This is a genomic window from Polaromonas glacialis (genome assembly GCF_000709345.1).
In the GTDB taxonomy this organism is placed as follows: domain Bacteria; phylum Pseudomonadota; class Gammaproteobacteria; order Burkholderiales; family Burkholderiaceae_C; genus Polaromonas; species Polaromonas glacialis.
This window is the reverse complement of sequence record NZ_KL448323.1, coordinates 447,895-470,453: the sequence shown is the minus strand read 5'-3', so window position 1 is coordinate 470,453 and position 22,559 is coordinate 447,895. Positions and strand designations below refer to the sequence as shown.

The following is a 22,559-nucleotide window of genomic DNA, read 5'->3' as shown; positions in this document are numbered from 1 at the left end:
GCGGATTCACGCTTCATCGGTATATCGCTTGCCGCTGGCCGTCTTCCTGACCTGCAAGGGCGCACTGCTTTCCTGCCAAAGCTGGTACCTGCCTTCAAAGCTCAGCGCCAGCTCGCCTACACGCCCTTGGCGGTTCTTCGGTACATCGCAGGCAATCACGTTGGCGCCTTCGGGATTGGCGCTGTAACAGCTCAGCAGGATGACCACATCGGCGTCCTCTTCGATGGCGCCGGACTCCTTCAGGTCGCTCAGGATGGGTCGGCCGCTCGTGCGCTTTTCCACCTCGCGGTTGAGCTGGCTCAGCGTCACAATGGTGATGTCGAGCTGGCGGGCCAAGTTCTTCAGCCCCCGGCTCATTTCCTCAATCTGGTGATGGCGGCTGTCCGTGGCCTTGCCGGCGGCGCAGAGCTGCAGGTAGTCGATGGCGATGAGCTTGATGCCGTGCTGGCGCTTGAGCATCCGGGCCTTGGCCGATATGTCGGAGAGCGTCAGGGCGGGCTGGTCATCGAGGTACAGCGGCAGGTTGCGCATCACCTCCATGGACTCGGTCATCCGACTCCATTCGTGTTGCTCCAGTTGTCCGGACAGCAGACGGTCCATCGCAATGCGGCCGATGTTCGCCACCGCCCGTTCTGTCAACTCCTCCTTGCTCATTTCCTGCGAGAACATGGCCGCCGGGTGGCCGGCGCGCGCCAAGTTGATGCACAACTGCTCGGCCAGGGAGGATTTGCCGACAGATGGACGCGCCGCGATGATGACCTGCTTGCCGGGCTTGAAGCCGCCGCCCAGCATCCGGTCCAGCGATGGGATGCCCGTGGGGATGCCCGGCACGGCGGTGCCGTCCGCCAAGCGCTCTACGCGGTCCAACAGCCCCACGATGGTGTCGGCAATTACCGTGGGCATTTGGCGGGACTTCTTGACCTGCAGCGCCTGCAGCAAGCCTTGCGCCTTGTCCAGGCGGCTCTCCACCGGCACGCTGGTGTCGCCGGCGATGGACTTGACCTCATCGGCGGCACGTATCAGGCTGCGCATCAGCGCGCGTTCGGCCACGATTTCAGCGTAGCGGCGCAAGTTGCCGGCGCTGGGCACGAACTGCGCTATCTGGTCCAGCATGGCAAGGTCCACTCCTTCCCCGCTGGCCGATGCCTGCAACTGGTCGAACACCGTCACGATGTCGGCTGGCTTGGATGCCGCAACAAGCCCCGCAACGGCAGTGAAAATGCGGCCGTTGCGGGCGTCGAAGAAGTGCTCAGAGGTCAACAGGTCGCCCACGCTGTCCCAGGCCGTGCTTTCGAGCATCAGGGCGCCCAGCACGCTCGTTTCCGCTTCCGGGGACCAGGGCAAAGCTTCCGGCATGAATTCACGCGGGTGCATGGTCGGGCTCCTTGGCTTCGTTCATCCGGTTTTCGATGACCAGCTTTTCTTGTAAGCCATTGGCGGTCCAGGCGATTTGCCCTTGCGCATCCACGCTCCACAGGCGGTACCAACGGTCTTTGATGCTGTTTGCAAAAGCCGCTGGCCAGTCGGTGTACTTCTTGGCCGTCGGGTTGGTCAGGTGCCGGTCTTTGAAGACCAGCCAAGCAATCTGAAGCATGTCGTCAGTGATGGTTGCGTCAAGGCAATAGGCATGGATGGCATGGTCGGCAGGAATGGGTTTCTTGCTTTCTGCCTTGCAGCGCTCCAGGTATTCGGTCAATGAAATTTCGAGAGAGACAGCACGCAGCTTGCGCGTGCTCTTTATCAAGGAATCAGGAATCAGTAACAAGGAATCAGGAATCAGCCCGGCTAGCGCCGGTAAAGGCAGTGTGTCGTCTGGTGCTTGTCCGGTGCTAGAACTGTTCTTGTCTGGTGCTTCTTCTGGTAAGGCAGTGACGCCGCCCGGTGGTGGCAGGGTGCTGGCCGCTTCTTTGACGTGGGGATTCTGGTGCTTGTGCCATGCAAGAACCTGAATGACACGTTGCCCGTCAGCTTCGTATCGGTGGAGAAACCCAGCTTTTTCAAGGCTCTGCAGCATCTCATCCGCGTCGCACACGTCATAGGGCAGCGTCTCGGCCCGGATTTTCTTGGGTCGGTCCTCAAGGCGCCCCTCGCGGTCGCAAAGCGTCCAGATGCCAGCGAACATCAAACGAGTCAGCGCAGGCAATTCTCCCAGCACATCGTTCGTAAAAAAGCCCGGTTTGATGTTCCTAGAGCGTGCCATGGCAACCCCCATCCTTGACTTCGGGGTAGTCGCCCAACGTCTTCAGGAAATTTTGAAGGGGCTGGTCACGCCGGGCGGCCGGAAGGCGCTCCTGCACTTCTTCGGCGCCGGGCAGCCAGACTGCCGTGGAGCCGGTGATGGCTTTATGCACCTGACCGATGGCGGCGGTTATGGCGGCGACGGCCTCCGGGTCAAGCGCAATGGTCGCGTTCCCAAATTGCCGCCTTTCTGCGTCGCCCGTGGCAGTGGCCAAGATGACGGAGGTGAATATTTGGATGCGCACCTGCGCGGACGATTTCCACGCGGCCAGACTGAGGTACTCATCGCCTCTCGCATGAATGTCAAATTCTTGTCGAGCTTGTGCAACTGGAATGTTTTTAGCGGTCATGCTCAAGCCCTCTCGCTGGCGGCGGCTTCGCTGCAAGCCTGCTTGAGCATGGACGCGGCGCGGATGGCGCGGCCTGTCGCAGCCTTGAGGCCCGATTCGGTATGCGGCAAGCGGATGAAGTACAGCGCCGTGGTGAGGGCGTTCTCGATGGCTTGCTGACGTGCCAGCGGGGAGGTGTTGCCCGATTTGGGCGTGGTGAGGGTGTTGACCGTGGTCATGGTTTCGGCTCCGGAATGAGACTGAAAACCACTTGCTGCTTTACGACAAGCAGCAGGTGGACGGGATGTTCGTAACATGGATTCCGCCATGCGGCCAGCCTCACGGACAAGCCCATCCCGCCCGTAAACCAAAGTATTCGGACGTGAAAAAACCGCGCTTGAGGTGGCGGTATAGACCCCGGAATCAATAACGGTGTTACGAGCACCAGCCCCGCAAATCGGGGATAGGCAAAATGTAGCACAGCATTTCAGTGCCGTGTGGCGATTTTTGCAGCGCTGCGCAGCCCTCTGGCCGGGCTGGTCTATGCCGGCGCAAGGGATGGGGCGAAAAGTGGCTCCAGCGCTTGCCTGACGGGCGCCAGCGGCGATAAAATCTGCAGCGTTCTGTGATGCGGTCGCCGTGGTGGTCTCGAAGCCCCCGGCGGCTTTTTTTATGGGCGTCATCAGTGCAGCCCGGATGTGGGCGCACTGCACAGCGCGGCTAAGGATCGACAGTCGGCTCACGTTGCACCGCCCATCTTTTCTGCCTTCAGCAATATCTTGTCGAAGACCTTTATCAACCAGTTGTGCCCCTTGCCCGTCATGTAGGCTGTCAGGTCAATGTGGGTACGCCCGCTGGAAGATTCGCGGATGGACTGGACAATTCGGAAGTAGCCGCGCTCGCGGTAGTCCTGCATCGGCAGGTTGGACGCCTTCACCAGCACGCCAGCGCGGCGAAGAACGTCCATCAGGCGATTGCGGCCCACGCGGTAGCCGTGCTCCTGCAAAATTAGTGCCATTTCCCGAAATGTGAAGTCGTCTTTGCTAGACTGAACCGCTTGAAGGTGTGCGATGGCGGGCGCGGCGATGGCAAGTTGGGCCACGGCCTCAAGCCGGCCCTTTTCGCTTTCTATGGCCAGCGTGAGAATGTCCAGTGTGGACAGAGCGGCAGGCGCGGCGGGCGCGGGCTTGGCTTCGAGCGCCGTCATCCGGTCAAACACCTTGGCCTGCAAGTCGTAGCTGTAGCTCATGGCCATTAGACAGGCTTCGCGCTTGGGGAAGGTGTAAATGGGCCGGCGCAACTGCCCGCCAGTGCCATTTGCATAAAAAGCAGCTCCGAAAAATTTCCGAGCTGTTTCTTCACCAAGAACTTCCGGCACCTTCTTCATGAAGTCCGGGTGTTCCAGTTTGGCATGGCCCTTTGATGGAAAGGGTGCACCAGCGGCTTCTGCCTGCTCCTTGCGGTGGGCATTGATGAAGTCCACCTGCTCAAGGCTGGTCATGGTCGGTTCCTGATTGGAACAATCAGGCTGCGGGGAAAGCGTCATGGTCGTGTTCATGGCCATCCCCTTTATGCCTGCACCAGGGCGGTACGCTGGGCGTGAAGGCGGTTCACCAGCGCCTTGATCTGCTCGTCGGTCTGGCCTGCGATGCGCGCCCGATTGATGGCCGAAACCTCGTAATCCGGCCAGCCCACGGAACGCTCGCCGATAGGCACGGGCTGGGTGAACAGTCCCTTCTTGATGGCCATATAAATCGAAGCGTGTGAACGGTGCCCGGTCTCCTCCTTGACGGAGTTCATTCTCAACATACTCATAAAAAGTTCCTATGTGTCGTTGGCAAAACGCGCTAACGAAAGTCAGTGCGCGCCAACTAGGAATGAGTTTCGAGCGGGGTCAAGGATGTGATTAGGGCATTTTTCCAAAATGAAATACACAGCAAAAAACCCTTGAAATACAACGTTTCCAAGGGTTTTTATGTGAAAGTTGAACTTATGAACTTATGAACTTATGAACTTATGAACTTATGAACTTATGAAAATTTAGAGTTGGGCAGGCCGTAGAGGCCACGACCTATCTTTCTAACGTCCTGTTCTTCTACTGCCTTGGTAATCGCATTGCGAATGGAGCCCTCCTTTAAAGCTGAGGTGCTTTCCTTAAGTACTGCCTGAACAAGATCAGCACTTTTTATCGGTGCTTGGGATCGTCCCAACACGCTCTTTATCGCAAGCAGAATAGTTGGCTCTGGCCCAGGTGAGCCCTTTGATTTTGGGGTGGGGTTGACTGTTTTCCCCCTTTTTGCTGTTGGTGTCATCAGCTCAGTTTCGGGTTTATTTTCGTCGTCATCAAAGCTTGGACATTCAGCCGCTTCGATGTCTTCTACCAACGTTTGGAATAGATCTGAAGCATTGCAGTGATTGCAATCTTTCAATTCATTCCAGCTTTTTTCGGCCATCTCGCGAGAGGACACCATGCCTCGAAGCCATCCTTTCTCGAACGTATTTTCGAGATCGTCAGGTTCGTCTTTTTTCTCGATTTTCGACGACTCGTCAGCCTCTAACAGCAGGTCAACCAGCACGGCGATGACCGGGTCTGAGGTCCAGCCCATCATGCTGCAATAGTCTGCAATTTCCACACTATCCATTGCCCGGCTAGCATAAGAAAACATCCGTCTGATCTGGTTGTCTTGTCCTTGCATTAATGCATTCCCTGTCTCGCACCTGAAAAGTAAGCCCGCGCCGCCGGGTCAGGGTGTCCCGGTTTTCACCATCGGGGATCAGCCGATAATTAGGCGTGGTTCAAAACTGTTATGCCGCCCTGAGCTGCACCACGTCTGCCCCGGCGGCCAGCTTGTCCAAAAAATCGGCCCACGTCTGCATCATCCCGGTGCGGTGCTTCATGTACTGGGTGCGGTTGTAGGCCCGCCCGTTCGCATCCTTGACCGCATGGGCCAGCTGCGCCTCGATCACCAGCGGGTCAATGGCCAGTTCCTCGGCCAGCAGCGTGCGCGCCGTCGCTCTGAAGCCATGCACGCTCTGCACGTCAGGCCCAAATCCCAGCGTCATCAGGGCGGCGCGCAGGGTGTTGTCGCTGATAGGACGGTCGTGGCTGCGCTCGCCATGAAAGACCAGCGTGCCCTGCCCTGTCAATGGTTGAAGCTTGCGCAAAATCTCCACAGCTTGCGTGGGCAAGGGAACGAGGTGCGGATCACCGTTTTGCTTGCCATCGACGCTGCGTTTCATCCGCATGGCTGGAATCGTCCACAGTGCCGCATCTAGATCAAGCTCGGCCCAGCCCATGCCGCGCAACTCGCCCGGGCGCTGAAAGAGCATAGGGGCAAGCTGCAGCGCTGCCCGGACTATCGGCCCGCCCTGATAGCCACGAATGGCCCGGATCAGCCCGCCCAGTTTCACCGACTCAGTGATGGCAGCAAAGTGCTTGCCCCGGTGGGGCTTTAAGGCGCCGCGAATGTCCGGGGTCACGTCCCGCTTGGCCCGTGCGGTGGCCACCGCATAGCGCCAGACCTGCCCGGCCGTGGTTAGCACCCGGTGCGCCACATCAAGCGCGCCGCGTTCTTCTACCAACCGGATGACGGCCAGCAGCTCGATGGCTTCGATCTCACCGATGCGCCGGGGGCCAAAGTAGGGGAACAGGTCTTTTTCAAGGTTGCGCTTTTCCCGGATGGCGTAGTGGCTACTCCAGCCATCGAGCTTCATGGCGTACCACTCTAGCGCCGTCGCCTTAAATGTGTCGCCGTCTGGGGTGATGGCCTTGAGTTTTTCCACCTTACGCGCCTGTACTGGGTGAAGTCCTTGAGACTTTTGCAGCTTGGCGGCATCACGAGCCTTGCGAGCATCTGCCAAACCTACCATTGGATAGCTGCCCAAAGCCATGCGGCCTTCCTTACCGTCGGCGTAGAGCTTGCAGAACCAGCGCTTTGACCCGGCGGGGCTGACTTCCAGGTACAACCCGCCCGAATCAGTGAAGCGTGCTCGCTTCTTGTCTGGTGGGCAAATAGCATTTTTGCAATGTTTGTCAGTCAACACGGGAGAACTCCAGCCGGGGAACAGGTTTTCAAAGGGAAACCGGGGAACAAATCATGATTTCTCAGTATTTACCCCGGTTGTTCCCCGGAATGTTCCCCGGTTTAGCCGTGCCTGTCAATGTCGGGCTTTGTACGCCTTTGCAGCGTAAGACACTGATTTACCAATGAAAAAGGCCGCTAACTGTATGTCGTTAGCGGCCTCTGTCAATAGTCGTGGTCGGTGTGAAAGGATTCGAACCTTCGACCCCTTGCACCCCATGCAAGTGCGCTACCAGGCTGCGCCACACACCGAAACAAGTCCGTCATTATAACCTGACGATTCCACTATCAGCCTATTGGCCCAGCAGATCGCGAATGCTCATCAACTCGTGGCGTACCAAGGCGAGAAGTGGCCAGGAAAACGCCGGGTCAAAAAAATCTACGTCATCAACCAGATTATTTTGAGCGGTGGTTGCATCTGCCGAATTGCCATTTTGCTTGGCCTGTGATTTCAATTGCAAAAATAGAGGGTCGTTGTCAAATCGCTTGCCAGATGCGACAGGCAAGAATTCCTGCAACTTATTTCTGGCGCCAACAATGGTGAATCCCTGCTCATACAAAAGTTGGCGTATTTGACGGATCAATTTCACTTCATGAATCTGGTAGTAGCGCCGATTGCCGCGTCTTTTCATCGGGCGCAATTGTGTGAACTCCTGTTCCCAGTAACGGAGTACGTGGGGCTTTACGCCACACAGCTTGCTAACTTCGCTGATGGTGAAGTAGCGCTTTGCAGGAATGGAAGGAAACGAATTCTCCAATTAAATCAATGCCCTTCGAAAAGATGCGTCGTATCTACTCTAGCCTTTGCTAGCTTAACAAAGGAAATCAGATCACGCACTATTGCCCGTAGCGCAAATAGCTTCTATTTCGGGTTTGCCAATGGATGTCCCCTGTATCTGGTCTTTTAGTTTGTGGCTGGCGTGAAAAGTCACCACCCGCCTTGAGCCAATAGGAATTGCTTCGCCGGTTCGCGGATTACGTCCCGGTCGGGGCGCCTTGGTGCGTATCTGAAAGTTGCCAAATCCAGATATCTTCGCATCCTTGCCTTCAATCAGACATTCCGAAATGAGTTCAAAAAATGCATCGATCATTTCCTTGGATTCGCGTTTGTTCAGACCGATCTGCTCAAACAACAACTCGGCCAGATGCGCTTTGGTCAGCGCAGGTGCTTCCAGGCTTTCAACAGAAAATTCCATGGGCATCTTTCTGGTTATTGTTAGTTTGAAATGGTCTGAATTGAAAGCTCAAGCACGCAGCCGGGCATGGAACCGGACTTGCAGCATTGCCAATATTTCCTGAACTGCTGCGTCAATCGACTCCTCAGCCAAAGTGGCGACATCGCTGGAAAGGACCAGACGCACCGCCAGACTTTTTTCACCTAGTTGGACATTCAGGTTGGCATGCTGCGGACGGTACACATCGAACAAGGTCGCATTCTTGAGCAAGCCTTGTGTATTGGCATCACGAATGGCCGACATGAGCGCTGCATGGGTCACACTTTCCTGCACGATCACAGCAATATCGCGCTCGACAGGCTGGAACTTGCTGACAGCCTTGAAAACCGGTACCTGACGCTGCAGGACGGCATCGAGTTCAAGTTCAAATAACAGGGGCGCCTGAGCCAGTTCGTAACCTTGTCGCCACTGCGGATGCAGTTCACCGAAAAAACCGATCTGCCTTCCGGCAGCGGATACGCTGGCACACCGCCCTGGATGCATGGCAGGATGCGCCGCAGGCGTAAAAACAACTTGAAGCGGCGCCAGCAAGGCTTCAACATCTCCCTTGACATCGAAAAAATCGACGCCCTTGTCAGGCTGACCCCAATGCAACGCAGCGCGCGGGCCATAGGCTAGCCCTGCGACCCGCATGGGCTGATCAAAGCCGGCGACGGTGGTGTCTGTATCCTGGCTTTTGGGATCGCGCAGGAACACCCGGCCCAACTCAAAGACATTCACGCGTGAAGCCTTGCGGTCCAGGTTGAACTTGAGCACCTGCAGCAATGAACCTAGCAACGAGGAACGCATGACGCTCATCTGGCTGGCAATCGGGTTGAGCAGTTTGATGGGTACGGGATTGCCAGCCAGCTCGTTTTCCCAGCGTGCTTCGACAAAACTGAAATTGATGGTTTCCTGGTAACCCAATGATGCCAGGGCACGACGCACGGCAAACGGACTTCGTTCGGCTTCAGGGCGGATTCGGGCAGTGATGGGGGCCAGCGGCGGCGTTTCCGGCAACTGCTCATAACCCACAATACGCACCACCTCTTCAATCAGGTCTTCCTCTATTTGCAGGTCAAAACGGTAGCTTGGTGGCGTCACTGTCAACAGTCCCTCGCCCGCCTTGACATCCAGACCCAGGCGCACAAGTGCGTCCTGACATTGCGCCTGCGTTAACGGCATACCGATGATCTTGGCTGCACGCGCCACGCGCAATGTTACCGGCACTGCCTTTGGAAGGTTGACTTGAAGGTCGTCAACCGGCCCGCAAACCGTCTCTGGCGTTCCGCAAATGTCGATGACAAGTTGCGTAATGCGTTCGATATGCTCCACGGTTTGTCCGGCGTCGACGCCACGCTCGAAGCGGTGGCCGGCATCGGTGGAAAAGTTGTAGCGGCGTGAACGGCCTGCGATGGCTTTGGGCCACCAGAAAGCTGCTTCAAGATAGACATTTTTTGTGTCATGCGACACTGCCGTGGCATCGCCCCCCATGATGCCGGCCAGCGATTCAACTTGGTGTTCGTCAGCGATCACGCCGACCCGTTCATCGATCACGATGGTATTGCCATTCAGCAGTTTGAGCGTTTCCCCCGGCTTGCCCCAGCGAACATCCAGGCCGCCTTGGATCTTGTCGAGGTCAAAAATATGGCTGGGGCGGCCCAGTTCGAACATCACGTAATTGGAAATATCCACCAGTGCCGCTACGCTGCGCTGACCGCAGCGCGCCAGGCGGTCGGCCATCCATGATGGTGTGGCCGCTTGCGGATTCACGTTGCGCACGATACGGCCTGAAAAACGGCCGCACAAGTCGGGCGCGCTGACCTTGACAGCCAGCTTGTCCTGGTTGCCGACTCGCACGGATGGGAAAGACAGCGTATTCAAGGGCGAACCGGTCAGCGCCGCAACCTCGCGAGCCACCCCATAAACGCTCAGGCAATGCGCCAGATTGGGCGTGAGCTTGAGCGTGAACAAGGTGTCATCCAGTTGGAGATGCTCACGGACATCCTGCCCCACCGGCGCGTCAGGCGCCAGTTCCAGAAGTCCACCATGGTCTTCCGAAAGCTTAAGTTCCCGCGCCGAGCACAGCATGCCTTCGCTCTCGACACCGCGCAGTTTGCCCACCTTGATCAGGAAAGGCTTGCCATCTTCGCCAGGCGGCAACTCGGCACCCACCAGCGCGCAAGGCACCTTGATGCCGACTCGGGCATTGGGCGCTCCGCAGACGATGGTGAGAAACTTGCCCTGCCCCACATCAACCTGGCACACGCGCAGGCGGTCGGCATTGGGATGCTGCTTGGCTTCCATGATCTCGCCGACCACAATGAGGTTGAACGGCGGTGCGAACGGCTTGAGCTCTTCAACTTCAAGCCCGGCCATGGTCAGGGTTTCAGCAAGTTGCTCGGTGCTGATCGGTGGATTGCAAAATTCGCGCAACCAGGATTCTGGAAATTGCATGGTGTGACCTTGTTCTTTCGTTTACTGTTCTTGTTGTTATGACTGGAACTGGGACAGGAAGCGGATGTCGCCGTCGAAAAACAGGCGCAGGTCATTGACGCCGTAGCGCAGCATGGTCAACCTGTCCGGCCCCATGCCAAAGGCGAAACCGATGTATTTTTCAGGATTGAGCCCCATGTTGCGCACCACATTCGGATGGACCTGTCCTGAACCCGCCACTTCGAGCCAGCGACCCGACAACGGACCGGCCTGGAATTGAATGTCGATTTCGGCGCTCGGCTCGGTGAACGGGAAGAAACTGGGGCGAAAGCGGAGCACCAGATCATTGCTCTCAAAAAAGGTGCGGCAAAAATCGGTGAACACGAACTTCAAGTCCTTGAAACTCACGTTCTCGCCAATCCACAGCCCTTCGCATTGGTGGAACATCGGCGAATGTGTCGCGTCACTGTCGACGCGGTAAGTGCGACCGGGCGCAATCACGCGAATTTCGGGCATGCGGCCACCCGCATCAATCAGTGCGCGATGCTTTTTGACATGCTGGACGGCATAGCGGATCTGCATCGGGCTAGTATGGGTGCGCAGCAAGTTAGGTGCGTTTTCAGTACCGCCCTCGACATAAAAAGTGTCGTGCATGGATCGCGCCGGATGGTCTTCGGGTGTGTTGAGCGCGGTAAAGTTGAACCAGTCGGTTTCAATCTCCGGTCCCTGTGCCACATCAAAACCCATGGACCCGAAGATGGCTTCAATCCGTTCCAGCGTGAGCGACACGGGATGCAGGCCGCCCTGCGGACGCTGGCGACCGGGAAGGGTCACATCGAGCGCCTCGGCTTTTAACTGCTTTTCAAGCTCTGCATTAGCAAGTGCTTGGCGACGCTCGTTCAACGCGGTTTCGATGGCCTGCTTGGCCAGGTTGACGGCAGCACCGCGGGATTTTTTTTCTTCCACCGAAAGCTGTGCCATACCCTTCATGAATTCGGTAATACGGCCTGATTTGCCAAGAAATTGTGCTTTGGCATTTTCCAGATCAGCAGGCGTTACAGACTGCGCAAAGTTGGCTTTGGCAGTGCTTATCAGTTCATTGAGGGTATCGGCGTCGTTCATAAAATCTCTTGTACGGGTGCAGGGAGAAACACAGCAGCGCTAATTTCGGTCGCGTGACCATGACAAGGCCGCTACACAAAAGCCATGAAAAAGGGCCAGAGCCTTTTCAAGCTCCAGCCCTCTATTTTCCTACGTAAGCAGCTATTTATTTAATAGCGTACTGTCCTGAAAATCAGGTAGCCAGCTTGGCTTTGGCCTGATCGACGATAGCGCCAAAGGCAGCGCTGTCATGGATTGCCATGTCGGACAGAACCTTGCGGTCAATCTCGATTCCAGCTTTTTTCAGGCCATTGGCAAACTGGCTGTAGGTCAGGCCAAATGAACGGCTTGCAGCATTGATACGGGCGATCCACAAGCGGCGGAACACACGCTTCTTGTTACGACGGTCACGGTAGGCATATTGCCCTGCCTTCATTACCGCTTCTTTGGCGATTCGGAAAACATTACCGCGGCGACCGCGAAAACCTTTTGCAAGGGCTAGAACTTTTTTGTGGCGGGGGCGAGCCGTTACACCACGTTTGACGCGAGGCATGTATTACTCCTTGTTCGTCGTTAAATTAAATGCCACGGCCTGGCAGCATCTGTGCCATGTGACCCATATTGGTCTCATGAACAGCTACCGATCCACGCAATTGGCGTTTGTTTTTGGTGGTCTTCTTGGTCAAGATGTGACGTTTGAAGGCTTGACCACGTTTGACCGTGCCACCTGGACGAACGCGGAAACGCTTTTTAGCGCCGCTTTTGGTCTTCATTTTGGGCATTTAAATGCTCCTTTTCGTTTGTGCTCGTGAGGCGCTACGAAACTTTCGCAGACTTGATGGCCCCGAGCCACTTGTCATGACAAGATTTGACACTTGCCATTGGCGCAACGGCTTTTACGACGTTACTTTCAGAAGTCCGGCTTAACGCCAGAGTTTCCTGGAACACTGTTTAGATGCACCTTTATTATTTGCTGGAAAAACCGTCAGGTCATTTCTACAAAGGCAGACAGCCCAGCCTTAAGAGGAAAGGCTCACGCGACTTCTGCTGATGCTTTTGAAGCAACTTTCTTGCGGCCTGGTGCGATCATCATGACCATCTGCCGACCTTCAAGCTTTGGAAACTGCTCCACCAAAATCAAGTCCGCCAACTCATCACGAATCCGCGCCAGCAACGCCAATCCCAACTCCTGATGCGTAATTTCCCGGCCACGAAAGCGCAGCGTAATCTTGCACTTGTCGCCATCATCCAGAAAACGCTTGATATTGCGTAGCTTGATGTTGTAGTCACCGTCATCAGTACCAGGGCGGAACTTGACTTCCTTGACCTCAATTACCTTTTGCTTGGATTTCGCCTCTGCAGCTTTTTTCTGCTCGGCATACTTGAATTTTCCGTAATCCATAAGCCTACAGACAGGCGGCATGGCCGTTGGCGAGATTTCAACCAAATCCACATCCGCTTCACCAGCCAGACGCAACGCTTCCATAAGACTGACAACGCCAAGAGGCTCATTGTCCGGCCCGGTAAGGCGTACTTCAGGGGCCATGATTTCACGGTTCAAGCGATGCTTGCGTTCTTCACGGTGACGGCGGTCACGAAATTCTGTAGCGATGGTGCGAATCCTTCAATATTTGCTATAAAAGCTATAGCTGCTTGCGCCCGTCCTTCAAGGAAGGCAGCCTAATTTCACCATGTTCATAGATTCATCAGGCTTTTTGTGCGATGTCCGAAGCAATTCGATTGGAAAAAGCTTCGAGAGACATCACGCCAAGGTCTTTGTTACCCCGGGCACGCACTGAAACTGCGCCTGCTGCCATTTCTTTATCACCTACGACGAGGATGAATGGGAGCTTTTGCAATGAGTGCTCACGTATTTTATACGTTATTTTCTCATTACGCAGATCAAGGTTGACCCTAAGCCCTTGATTCTGCAGCGTTTTAGCAACTCTTCTGGCGTAATCAGCCTGAGAATCGGTGATGGTCAGCACAGAAACCTGCTCTGGTGCGAGCCAAGTGGGCAATGCACCGGCGTGTTCCTCGATCAAAATTCCAATGAATCGCTCCAGGCTTCCCACAATGGCGCGGTGCAGCATCACGGGACGATGGCGCGCGCCATCTTCGCCCACATACTCCGCATCCAGCCGCTCAGGCATCGAGAAATCGACCTGGATCGTTCCACACTGCCACTGTCGGCCAATGGCATCTTTTAGCGTGTATTCAATTTTTGGACCATAAAACGCGCCCTCGCCTGGGGAAATCTCGAATTCGCAGTTTGATGCGCGCAGGCTTTCGATCAGCGCGTGCTCGGCCTTGTCCCAGCTTTCATCGGAGCCAATGCGGGCTTCAGGCCGTGTGGCCACTTTATAAATGATGTTTTTAAAGCCGAAGTCTGTGTAGACCTTTTGCAGCAGCGTGGTGTAGTCAACGCACTCTTTCAAAATCTGCTCTTCGGTGCAGAAAATATGGCCGTCATCCTGGGTAAAGCCACGCACGCGCATGATGCCGTGCAGGCCGCCTGTCGGCTCGTTGCGGTGGCACTGGCCGAATTCGCCGTAGCGCAGCGGCAAATCTCGATAGCTCTTGATGCCTTGCTTGAATATGAGAATGTGACCGGGACAGTTCATCGGCTTGAGAGCGAAATCACGCTTTTCACTCTCGGTCGTGAACATATTGTCGCGGTACTTGTCCCAATGGCCGGTTTTTTCCCAGAGCGTTTTTTCCAGCAGTTGCGGGCCTTTAACCTCTTGGTAGCCGTTGTCCTGGTAGACCTTGCGCATGTATTGCTCGACGCCCTGCCAGACCGTCCAGCCCTTGGGATGCCAGAAAACCAGACCCGGCGCATGGTCGTCGATGTGAAACAGATCCAACTCCTTGCCGAGCTTGCGGTGGTCGCGTTTGTCGGACTCTTCAAGCATCGTCAAATACTGTTGCAACTCGTCCTTGGTGGCCCAGGCGGTGCCGTAGATGCGCTGCAGCATCTCATTGTGGTGGTCACCGCGCCAGTAGGCGCCCGCTACCTTCATGAGCTTGAAAAACTTCAGCTTGCCAGTGCTGGGAACATGGGGGCCTCGGCACAAATCTTCAAACGCGCCTTCGCGGTACAGCGACACGTCTTCATTGGCAGGGATGCTGGCGATGATCTCGGCCTTGTAATGCTCGCCGATGCTCTTGAAATGCGCAACGGCCTCATCACGCGGCAGGACGCGGCGCGTGACGGGTTCATCCTTGGCGACCAGTTCGGTCATGCGCTTTTCAATGGCGACGAGGTCTTCCGGCGTGAAGGGCCGCTTGTAGGAAAAATCGTAGAAAAATCCGTTTTCAATCACGGGTCCGATGGTGACCTGCACTTCCGGGAACAATTCCTTCACGGCATAGGCCATCAGGTGGGCTGCGCTGTGGCGGATCAGCTCCAGGCCATCCGCATCCTTGGCCGTGATGATGGAAACCGCACTGTCCTGGCTGACAAGGAAACTGGTATCGACCAGTTTGCCATCAACTTTTCCGCCCAGTGCTGCCTTGGCCAGGCCAGTGCCGATAGACGCAGCAACTTCTGCCACCGTGACCGCCTGGGAATATTCGCGTTTGGAATTGTCGGGAAGTGTGATTTGAATCATGGTGTCGAATGCAAAAATAAAAAAGCGCGGACGAGCCGCGCTTGGAAAAAAAACAGAAAGCCGGGATGGCGTAATTTTACGCCGCACCGGCTTGCGGTTTGGTCAGTGGAACTGCTCTTCTTCGGTCGAACCTGTCAGCGCGGTCACGCTGGACTTGCCGCCCTGGATGACGGTGGTCACTTCGTCGAAGTAGCCGGTGCCGACTTCCTGCTGGTGCGACACGAAGGTGTAGCCACGGCCGCGGGCAGCAAATTCTGGCTCCTGCACCTTTTCGATGTATGCCGTCATGCCGCGTGCCACGTAGTCCTGGGCCAAGTCGAACATGTTGTACCACATGGAGTGGATGCCAGCCAGCGTGATGAACTGGTACTTGTAGCCCATGGCGCCGAGTTCTTTCTGGAACTTGGCAATGGTTGCGTCGTCGAGGTTTTTCTTCCAGTTGAACGATGGCGAGCAGTTGTAAGCCAGCATCTTGCCGGGATGGACTGCATGCACGGCATCAGCGAATTTCTTGGCAAATTCGAGGTCAGGCGTACCGGTTTCGCACCACACCAGGTCAGCGTAATGGGCATAGGCAACAGCGCGCGAGATCGCCTGGTCCATGCCTTTTTTGGTCTTGTAGAAACCTTCAGCGGTGCGTTCACCGGTGATGAAAGGCTTGTCGTTCTCGTCGTAGTCGCTGGTCAGCAAGTCGGCCGCTTCGGCATCGGTACGGGCAATCACCAGGGTAGGCACGCCGCAAACGTCGGCGGCCATGCGGGCAGCGATCAGTTTTTGGCAGGCTTCAGCCGTAGGCACCAGGACCTTGCCGCCCATGTGGCCGCATTTCTTGACGGAAGCCAGCTGGTCTTCAAAGTGAACGCCGGCCGCGCCGGAACTGATCATGGCCTTCATCAGTTCAAACGCGTTCAGCACGCCGCCGAAACCGGCTTCGGCATCGGCCACGATGGGCGCGAAGTTGTCGATGTAGCCTGCGTCGCCGGCGTCAATGCCTTTGGAGTGCTGGATTTCGTCGGCGCGGCGGAAGGTGTTGTTGATGCGCTCAACGACTTTTGGCACCGAGTCCACCGGGTACAAAGACTGGTCGGGGTACATCGCGGCATAACCGTTGTTGTCAGCGGCGACTTGCCAGCCCGACAGGTAGATGGCCTTGACGCCAGCCTTGACCTGCTGCATGGCCTGGCCGCCGGTCAGGGCGCCGAGGCAGTTCACGTAAGGCTCATTGTTGACCAGGCCCCAGAGCTTTTCAGCACCGCGGCGAGCCAGCGTGTGCTCTATCGGGAAGGATCCGCGCAAACGGACCACGTCGGCGGCACTGTAGCCGCGCTTGATGCCTTTCCAGCGGGGGTTGGTGGCCCAGTCTTTTTCAAGGGCTTCGATCTGCTGGCTGCGGCTAAGCTGTTCCGTGAGGGTTTGTGGCATGGTGAACTCCGTTAGTGGTGAAAAGAAAGTGGCTCTATTTTAAGTCTTCTACAAGACTGCATTCATCTCTTATGTCTTATATAAGACTAAATTTATTTATAAGAATCAATTACTTAGGTGAATTTTTCACAATATGGAAACAACTTTCTTATTGCGCATCCTGCAGAAGGATAAAATTTTCCTCTTATTTCATATCGTGGTAAAAATTACTGACTTGTGAAAATTTCAGCCAAACCTGCCGCCTTTTATTCCAACGTGATCAGGTGATGGGTGAATCACGTAATACGTAGAACGAAAGCACCCTGCCCCTGCATCACGCGACCTCCAGACACTTGACAATTTTTTGCTACTATATTTATAGCTTAATACGCATACCAGCCGTGCGAAAATGGCATATTTGATGCTTAAAATTTGTTCGCCGCTTCAAACGAATGCGCACTACTTGACTGACGCCCTCAGTTCCGTGCGGGTTGCCGCTGAAATCTCACGTTCCCGCTGTCGGGTTTGCCGCGCTACCCAGACGCTGTAACTGACGATGACGATGGTCACCGCTGCAATCAGCAAGGTCGCCGCAGCATAGATGGTCGGGTTGATGCCGCGCCGCGCATAGCCAAAGATCACCTGCGGCAGCGTGTTCACGCCCGGGCCCGAGAGGAATTCAGCAATCACCACGTCATCGAATGACAGGGTGAAGGACAGCAGGAAAGCAGCGAGGATGGCCTGGAAGATGTTGGGCAGCGTGATCAGGAAAAACACCTGGTGCGGCCTGGCGCCCAGGTCCATGGCGGCTTCCTCGATCGAGCGGTTCATCTCCAGCAGCCTTGACTGGACGACCACCATGGCGTACGCCATGCCCAGGAGCGTATGGCCCAGGATGATGGTCAGCATGCCGCGCTGCGGCCAGCCCAAAAAATTTTGCGCGCCGACCATCAGCAGCAGCAGCGACAGGCCAATGACCACTTCCGGCATGACCAGTGGCGCGTTGACCATGCCAGAGAAAGCGGTTCGGCCAGGAAAGCGGCGGTAGCGCACCAGTACAAAGGCGCAAAACGTGCCCAGCGTGGCAGACAGCAGGCCGGACACCGTGGCGATTTTCAGCGACAGCCAAAAACCATCCACGATTTTGGTGTCGCGCGTCAAGGCGTCATACCAGCGCAGCGAAAAACCGGTGAATTCCGCATCCTGGCGGGTGCTGTTGAACGAAAAGACGACCATGAAAATCAGCGGCAGGTACAAGAACAGGTAGCTAAGCGCCATCCACAGCTTGCCGAAATGCTTTTCAAGCATGTTTTTCATGGCCAGGCTACTTTCGTGGCTCGGCGGCATCGCCGGTGTAGTGGTAGTAAATCGCCAGCGGCACGACGATCAGTCCGATCATGACGACTGCCAGCGCCGTCGCCCGGGGCCAGTTGTTGCTGGTGAACATTTCATCCCAGACCACGCGTCCGATCATGATGTTTTCCGGACCGCCCAGAAGCGAGGGAATCACGAATTCCCCCACGCATGGAATGAACACCAGCATGAAGCCGGCGATGATGCCGGCCCGCGACAGCGGCACGGTGACCAGCCAGAAAGCCTTGAAGGGCGAAGCGCCCAAATCATGCGCGGCTTCGAGCAGGCGAAAATCCATCTTCACCAGGTTGGCGTAGAGCGGCAGCACCATGAAGGGCAGGTAGACATAGGTCATGCCCACCAGCATGGACACATCGGTGTACAGGAGTTGCAGGGGCTCGGCCGTGAATCCTAGCGCCATCAGCGCCCGGTTCAGCACGCCCTGGTCGGCCAGGATGCCTTTCCAGGCATAGACGCGCAGCAGGAACGAGGTCCAGAACGGCAGCATCACCATCATCAACAGCGCGGGCCGAACGCTGGCCGGCGAGCGCGCAATGAAATAGGCGAATGGATAGCCGACCGCCAGGCACAGCACGGCGGTACACAGCGCATACCAGAGCGAGCGCACATAAGCCTCGACGTAGATCGTCTGGAACAGCGCGCCGCCTTCGCTGCTGCGAAAAATCGACCCGTAGTTCTCGTACTTGAGCTTGAGCAGGCCGGTTTGCGCGTCCCAGATCGGCTTGAACGGATTGATGTCGTTGCCCATGTCGACAAAGCTGATGTACAGCAGGATCAGGAAGGGCAACAGGAAAAACACGATCAGCCAGAGATAAGGCACGCCGATCACGAAGCGTTTGCCCGGCATGGGAAAGGTGGAAGCGGCCATGGCGTTTTTGCTCCGTCAATCGCGCAGGACAATGCCGGCACGGTCGTCCCACCAGAAAAAGACCTTGTCTTCCCAGGTGATGTTGCTCAGGTCCTGCCGCGAGGTGTTGGCTTCGGTGATCCGGACCCGGGAGCCGTCGCCGGCCACCACGATGTAGGTGTTGTAGGAGCCGAAGTAGGCGATTTCCTGGACCTTGCCGGTGAAGACATTGCGGTCTGCTGGCGGGCGCTCTTTGCTGATCTCGATTTTCTCGGGCCGCACGGCAATCGCCAGCGGCATGTTCAGCGTGCCGCTCACCCCGTGGCCGACCTGGATTTCACCGATGGCGGTCACGGCGGCGCAGCGGTCTATCTCGTCCACGCTGAGCCGGCCTTCGAACATGTTGACGTTGCCGATGAAGTCCGCCACGAAGCGGTTCGCCGGATGTTCGTACACCTCCTCGGGCGTGCCCACCTGCAACACCCGGCCCTTGCTCATCACCGCGATGCGGCCCGCCATGGTCATGGCTTCTTCCTGGTCGTGGGTCACCATCACGCAGGTCACGCCAACTTTTTCGATGATGTTGACCAGTTCGAACTGGGTCTGCTCGCGCAGTTTCTTGTCCAGCGCGCCCAGCGGTTCATCGAGCAGCAACAGCTTGGGCCGCTTGGCCAGGCTTCGGGCTAGCGCCACCCGCTGCTGCTGGCCGCCGGAAAGCTGGTGCGGCTTGCGTTTGGCATAGGGGCCAAGCTGCACCAGGTCAAGCATTTCGCCGACGCGCTGCTGGATCTGGGCCTTGGGCAGGCTTTCCCGCTTCAAGCCAAAAGCGACGTTTTCCCAGATGTCGAGGTGCGGAAACAGCGCATAAGACTGGAACATCATGTTGATCGGGCGCTCGTAAGGCTGCAGGCTGGCCACGTCCTGCCCGCCCAGCAAAATACGGCCGGAACTGGGCTTTTCGAAACCCGCCAACATGCGCAGCAAGGTGGATTTGCCGCAGCCCGAACTGCCCAGCAGCGCAAAAATCTCGCCACGGTTCACCGACAGCGACACTTCGTCCACTGCCACGGCTTCGTCAAAGCGCTTGACCAGTTTCTCGGTGACCAGGTAGCCCTCTGTCCCATCCTTTTCAGCCATGCATACATCCTTGCCTTGGTATTTCGGAAATCAAAAGGGCTGTTCATACCGTGGGTACAAACAGCCCGAAGTCGCTCAAGACAGGAAGTTACTTGCCTTTTTTGACGCTGTTGTATGCATTCGCCATGGCTTCCCGGGCCTCGTTGGTGAAGCTGTTCGGGGGAATCATCTTGCTGAAGTAGGCAGGCTCGACAAAGATGGTCTTGTTGCCGGAAATTTCAGGCTTGACCTGGGGAATAGCCGCCTTGTTGGCCGTCGGGTAGCTCATGGTGTTGGTCACCGACGCGGCGTTTTCGGGCCGCAGGTAGAAATCGATGAACGCATGGGCATTGTTGGGGTGCTTGGCATCCTTGGTCAGGGCCATCGTGTCGGCAAAAATCAGCGCGCCCGTGCTGGGCAACAGCGCCTCAATGACCTCCTTGGAGCCGTTTTCCCTGGCCCGGCCAGCGGCAATGTTGATGTCGCCCGACCAGCCGATGACCGCGCAGGCCTTGCCGCCAGCCACGTCGTCGATCATGGTGGCGCTGAACAGGCGCACATCCTTGCGAACCTTGAACAGCATGTCGGCGGCCGCCTTGTAGTCGGCCGGATCGTTCGAATAGGCGTCCTTGCCGATGTAGTGCAGCGCCGCCGGGATGATTTCGGTGGGCGAGTCCAGATAGGCAATGCCGCAGGACTTGAGCTTGGCTGTGTATTTCGGATCGAACACCAGGTCCCAGGCGTTTTCAGGCATGGCCATGCCGGCCAGCGCCTTGTCCACCTTGGTCTTGTTGATGCCAACGGTGGTGAAGCCCCAGGCCCACGGCACCAGATACTTGTTGTCCGGGTCGGCCTTGGTCAGGGTGTTCATGATGGCCGGCTCCAGATTGGGCAGGTTCGGAACCTTGGACTTGTCCAGCGGCTGGAGCAGCCCGCCAGCGATCTGGGGCTTGGCGAACACCGTGCCGGGCACCACGATGTCGTAACCCGTGTTGCCCGCGACCAGCTTGGCATGCAGGGCTTCATTGGTCTCGAAAGTGTCGTAGTTGACCTTGATGCCGGTTTCCTTTTCAAAGGCGGCAATCATGCCTTCGGGAATGTAGTCGGGCCAGTTGTAGATGTTGAGCACCTTCTCTTCGGCATTGACCGGTAGCGCGGGGGCCGATGCCACGGGCGCTGGCGCAGGAGCCACCGCCACGGGCGCCTCTTTTTTGCCACAGGCAGCCAGCAAGATTGCCGACATGGCCGTAACCAGTACAAGTTTTTTCATGGTGCGAACGACTCCGGAGAAAGGTAAGAATTAACGTGGCGCCGTGGCGAAAAATGGCCAGAACACGCCCCGTTGACGATGCAATATCCGGACCAGGCAGCCTGCGGAAAATTGCAACAATTATTCTATTCAATCCAGCTGACCGGCAGCCTGCAAATCGGCCAAAGTAGCGTCCAGGCAACTTCGAATCAGTGCGATCATCTCGTCGATCTGCGCATGCGTCATGACCAGCGGTGGCGCGATGATCATGCGGTCGCCCACGGCGCGCATGATGAGCCCCAGCCGGAAGCAGTGGCTGCGGCACAGCATTCCCACACCCAGCTCGGGCATGAAGGCTTCATGTGTGGCCTTGTTTTTGGTCAGCACCAGAGCGGCCATGAAGCCGCAGGTCTCGGCCAGCCCCACCAGCGGGTGCTCTCCCAGTTCGGCAAAGCGTTTGGCCAGGTAAGGGCCGATGTCGTCCTTCACGCGCCCGGGCAGGTTTTCCTTTTCCATCAGGTCCAGGTTGGCCAGGGCCACGGCACAGGCGACCGGATGGCCGCTGTAGGTGTAGCCGTGGTTGAATTCGCCGCCCTGCTCGATCAGCACCCGGGCCACCCGGTCGCCGACCATCACGCCGCCCAGCGGGATGTAGCCGCTGGTCACGCCCTTGGCGAAGGTCACCAGGTCGGGCCGGTAGCCGAATTTTTCGTAGGCGAACCAGTGCCCTACCCGGCCAAAGGCGCAGATCACCTCGTCGCTGATCAGCAAGATGCCGTATTTGTCAACAATGCGCTGGATCTCGGGCCAGTAGCTGTCGGGCGCGATGATCACGCCGCCCGCGCCCTGCACCGGCTCGGCGATGAAAGCCGCCACCTTGTCCGCGCCCAGCGCCAGGATTTTTTCTTCCAGCCAGCCGGCTGCGCGCAGGCCGAATTCATCCGGCGTCTCGCCCGGCCGGCCCAGTTCGTAAAAATACGGCTGTTCGATGTGCGTGATGTTGGGAATCGGCAAGTCGCCCTGCGCATGCATGCCGCTCATGCCGCCCAGCGATGCCCCGGCCATGGTGCTGCCGTGGTAGCCGTTGATCCGGCCGATGATGACTTTGCGCTCTGGCTGGCCCAACAAATCCCAGTAGCGGCGCACCATGCGCACGTTCGAGTCGTTGCTCTCGGAGCCGCTGCTGGAATAAAACACATGCTTGAAACTGCGCCCGCCCACCTCGGGCGCCAGCGCCGCCAGCCGGGCCGCCAGCTGCACCGCCGGCACATTGGTGGTCTGGAAAAAGCTGTTGTAGTAGGGCAGCGTCATCATCTGCCGGTAGGCGGCGCTGGCCAGTTCCTCGCGCCCGTAGCCGACATTGACGCACCACAGGCCGCTCATGGCGTCCAGTATCTTGTGGCCCTCGGAATCCCAGACATAGATGTTCTCGGCCCGGGTGATGACCCGCGCGCCGCGCGCCGCCAGGTCCTGAAAGTCGGTGAAGGGATGCAGGAAATGTGCGCGGTCCAGGGCCTGGATCTGTTCGGTGTCGATGGGGGTCTTCATGCTGCGGCTC

At 57.1% G+C, this 22,559-nt stretch carries 22 protein-coding genes, 1 tRNA gene and 1 pseudogene; all 24 read right to left on the bottom strand.

The window, feature by feature from the left end; translation table 11 throughout:
- Window positions 1-6: 6 nt before the first annotated feature.
- Complete coding sequence (locus EC86_RS0102525) at window positions 7-1,374, bottom strand: replicative DNA helicase (RefSeq protein ID WP_051675690.1); 1,368 nt, start codon at window positions 1,372-1,374, stop codon at window positions 7-9.
- A complete protein-coding gene (locus EC86_RS26870; protein WP_156955184.1) occupies window positions 1,361-2,200 on the bottom strand; it encodes a hypothetical protein in 840 nt (279 codons plus the stop codon). Before EC86_RS26870 ends, EC86_RS0102525 begins: the two co-directional genes overlap by 14 nt.
- A complete protein-coding gene (locus EC86_RS0102515) occupies window positions 2,187-2,588 on the bottom strand; it encodes a hypothetical protein (RefSeq protein WP_029524133.1) in 402 nt (133 codons plus the stop codon). Before EC86_RS0102515 ends, EC86_RS26870 begins: the two co-directional genes overlap by 14 nt.
- A 2-nt stretch (window positions 2,589-2,590) precedes the next feature.
- The gene (locus EC86_RS0102510) at window positions 2,591-2,806 is read right to left on the bottom strand and encodes a hypothetical protein (RefSeq protein WP_029524132.1); all 216 of its coding nucleotides are present in this window, start codon (window positions 2,804-2,806) and stop codon (window positions 2,591-2,593) included.
- Window positions 2,807-3,306: 500 nt separating this feature from the next.
- The gene (locus EC86_RS26865; RefSeq protein ID WP_156955182.1) at window positions 3,307-4,125 is read right to left on the bottom strand and encodes a phage antirepressor KilAC domain-containing protein; all 819 of its coding nucleotides are present in this window, start codon (window positions 4,123-4,125) and stop codon (window positions 3,307-3,309) included.
- Window positions 4,126-4,136: 11 nt separating this feature from the next.
- Window positions 4,137-4,382 (bottom strand): helix-turn-helix transcriptional regulator, encoded by a 246-nt coding sequence (locus EC86_RS0102500; protein WP_029524130.1) that lies wholly within the window; start codon window positions 4,380-4,382, stop codon window positions 4,137-4,139.
- Window positions 4,383-4,597: 215 nt separating this feature from the next.
- Window positions 4,598-5,263: a hypothetical protein gene (locus EC86_RS0102495; protein WP_029524129.1), complete on the bottom strand. Its 666-nt coding sequence runs from the start codon at window positions 5,261-5,263 to the stop codon at window positions 4,598-4,600.
- A gap of 109 nt (window positions 5,264-5,372) precedes the next feature.
- Window positions 5,373-6,350, bottom strand: a complete 978-nt coding sequence (locus EC86_RS0102490; RefSeq protein ID WP_332258699.1) for a tyrosine-type recombinase/integrase — start codon at window positions 6,348-6,350, stop codon at window positions 5,373-5,375.
- Window positions 6,351-6,362: 12 nt separating this feature from the next.
- A pseudogene (locus EC86_RS30465) lies at window positions 6,363-6,611 on the bottom strand (Arm DNA-binding domain-containing protein); the annotation flags it as partial.
- 213 nt (window positions 6,612-6,824) lie between these two features.
- Window positions 6,825-6,901: transfer RNA gene (locus tag EC86_RS0102485), tRNA-Pro, on the bottom strand.
- Window positions 6,902-6,942: 41 nt separating this feature from the next.
- On the bottom strand, window positions 6,943-7,407 hold the full coding sequence (locus EC86_RS0102480; RefSeq protein ID WP_029524127.1) for a MerR family transcriptional regulator: 465 nt from the start codon (window positions 7,405-7,407) through the stop codon (window positions 6,943-6,945).
- Between the two features lie 72 nt (window positions 7,408-7,479).
- The gene (locus tag EC86_RS0102475; RefSeq protein ID WP_051675687.1) at window positions 7,480-7,845 is read right to left on the bottom strand and encodes an integration host factor subunit alpha; all 366 of its coding nucleotides are present in this window, start codon (window positions 7,843-7,845) and stop codon (window positions 7,480-7,482) included.
- A gap of 48 nt (window positions 7,846-7,893) precedes the next feature.
- A complete protein-coding gene (gene pheT / locus EC86_RS0102470) occupies window positions 7,894-10,320 on the bottom strand; it encodes a phenylalanine--tRNA ligase subunit beta (protein WP_029524125.1) in 2,427 nt (808 codons plus the stop codon).
- Window positions 10,321-10,356: 36 nt separating this feature from the next.
- On the bottom strand, window positions 10,357-11,421 hold the full coding sequence (gene pheS, locus EC86_RS0102465) for a phenylalanine--tRNA ligase subunit alpha (protein ID WP_029524124.1): 1,065 nt from the start codon (window positions 11,419-11,421) through the stop codon (window positions 10,357-10,359).
- 172 nt (window positions 11,422-11,593) lie between these two features.
- Window positions 11,594-11,953: a 50S ribosomal protein L20 gene (rplT, locus tag EC86_RS0102460; RefSeq protein WP_029524123.1), complete on the bottom strand. Its 360-nt coding sequence runs from the start codon at window positions 11,951-11,953 to the stop codon at window positions 11,594-11,596.
- A 25-nt stretch (window positions 11,954-11,978) separates the two neighbouring features.
- The gene (gene rpmI / locus EC86_RS27445; RefSeq protein ID WP_011802230.1) at window positions 11,979-12,182 is read right to left on the bottom strand and encodes a 50S ribosomal protein L35; all 204 of its coding nucleotides are present in this window, start codon (window positions 12,180-12,182) and stop codon (window positions 11,979-11,981) included.
- Window positions 12,183-12,433: 251 nt separating this feature from the next.
- Window positions 12,434-13,021, bottom strand: a complete 588-nt coding sequence (infC, locus tag EC86_RS0102455; RefSeq protein ID WP_084181114.1) for a translation initiation factor IF-3 — start codon at window positions 13,019-13,021, stop codon at window positions 12,434-12,436.
- Between the two features lie 85 nt (window positions 13,022-13,106).
- A complete protein-coding gene (gene thrS, locus EC86_RS0102450; RefSeq protein ID WP_029524121.1) occupies window positions 13,107-15,014 on the bottom strand; it encodes a threonine--tRNA ligase in 1,908 nt (635 codons plus the stop codon).
- A 102-nt stretch (window positions 15,015-15,116) separates the two neighbouring features.
- The gene (gene aceA / locus EC86_RS0102445) at window positions 15,117-16,436 is read right to left on the bottom strand and encodes an isocitrate lyase (protein ID WP_029524120.1); all 1,320 of its coding nucleotides are present in this window, start codon (window positions 16,434-16,436) and stop codon (window positions 15,117-15,119) included.
- A 438-nt stretch (window positions 16,437-16,874) separates the two neighbouring features.
- Window positions 16,875-17,732 (bottom strand): ABC transporter permease, encoded by an 858-nt coding sequence (locus EC86_RS0102435; protein WP_029524119.1) that lies wholly within the window; start codon window positions 17,730-17,732, stop codon window positions 16,875-16,877.
- Between the two features lie 7 nt (window positions 17,733-17,739).
- Window positions 17,740-18,657 carry an ABC transporter permease gene (locus tag EC86_RS0102430; RefSeq protein ID WP_029524118.1) on the bottom strand — a complete coding sequence of 306 codons (918 nt, stop codon included), beginning with the start codon at window positions 18,655-18,657 and terminating at the stop codon, window positions 17,740-17,742.
- Between the two features lie 15 nt (window positions 18,658-18,672).
- Window positions 18,673-19,773: an ABC transporter ATP-binding protein gene (locus tag EC86_RS0102425; protein WP_029524117.1), complete on the bottom strand. Its 1,101-nt coding sequence runs from the start codon at window positions 19,771-19,773 to the stop codon at window positions 18,673-18,675.
- An 88-nt stretch (window positions 19,774-19,861) separates the two neighbouring features.
- On the bottom strand, window positions 19,862-21,022 hold the full coding sequence (locus tag EC86_RS0102420) for an extracellular solute-binding protein (RefSeq protein WP_029524116.1): 1,161 nt from the start codon (window positions 21,020-21,022) through the stop codon (window positions 19,862-19,864).
- Between the two features lie 129 nt (window positions 21,023-21,151).
- On the bottom strand, window positions 21,152-22,549 hold the full coding sequence (locus EC86_RS0102415) for an aspartate aminotransferase family protein (protein ID WP_029524115.1): 1,398 nt from the start codon (window positions 22,547-22,549) through the stop codon (window positions 21,152-21,154).
- Window positions 22,550-22,559: the final 10 nt, after the last annotated feature.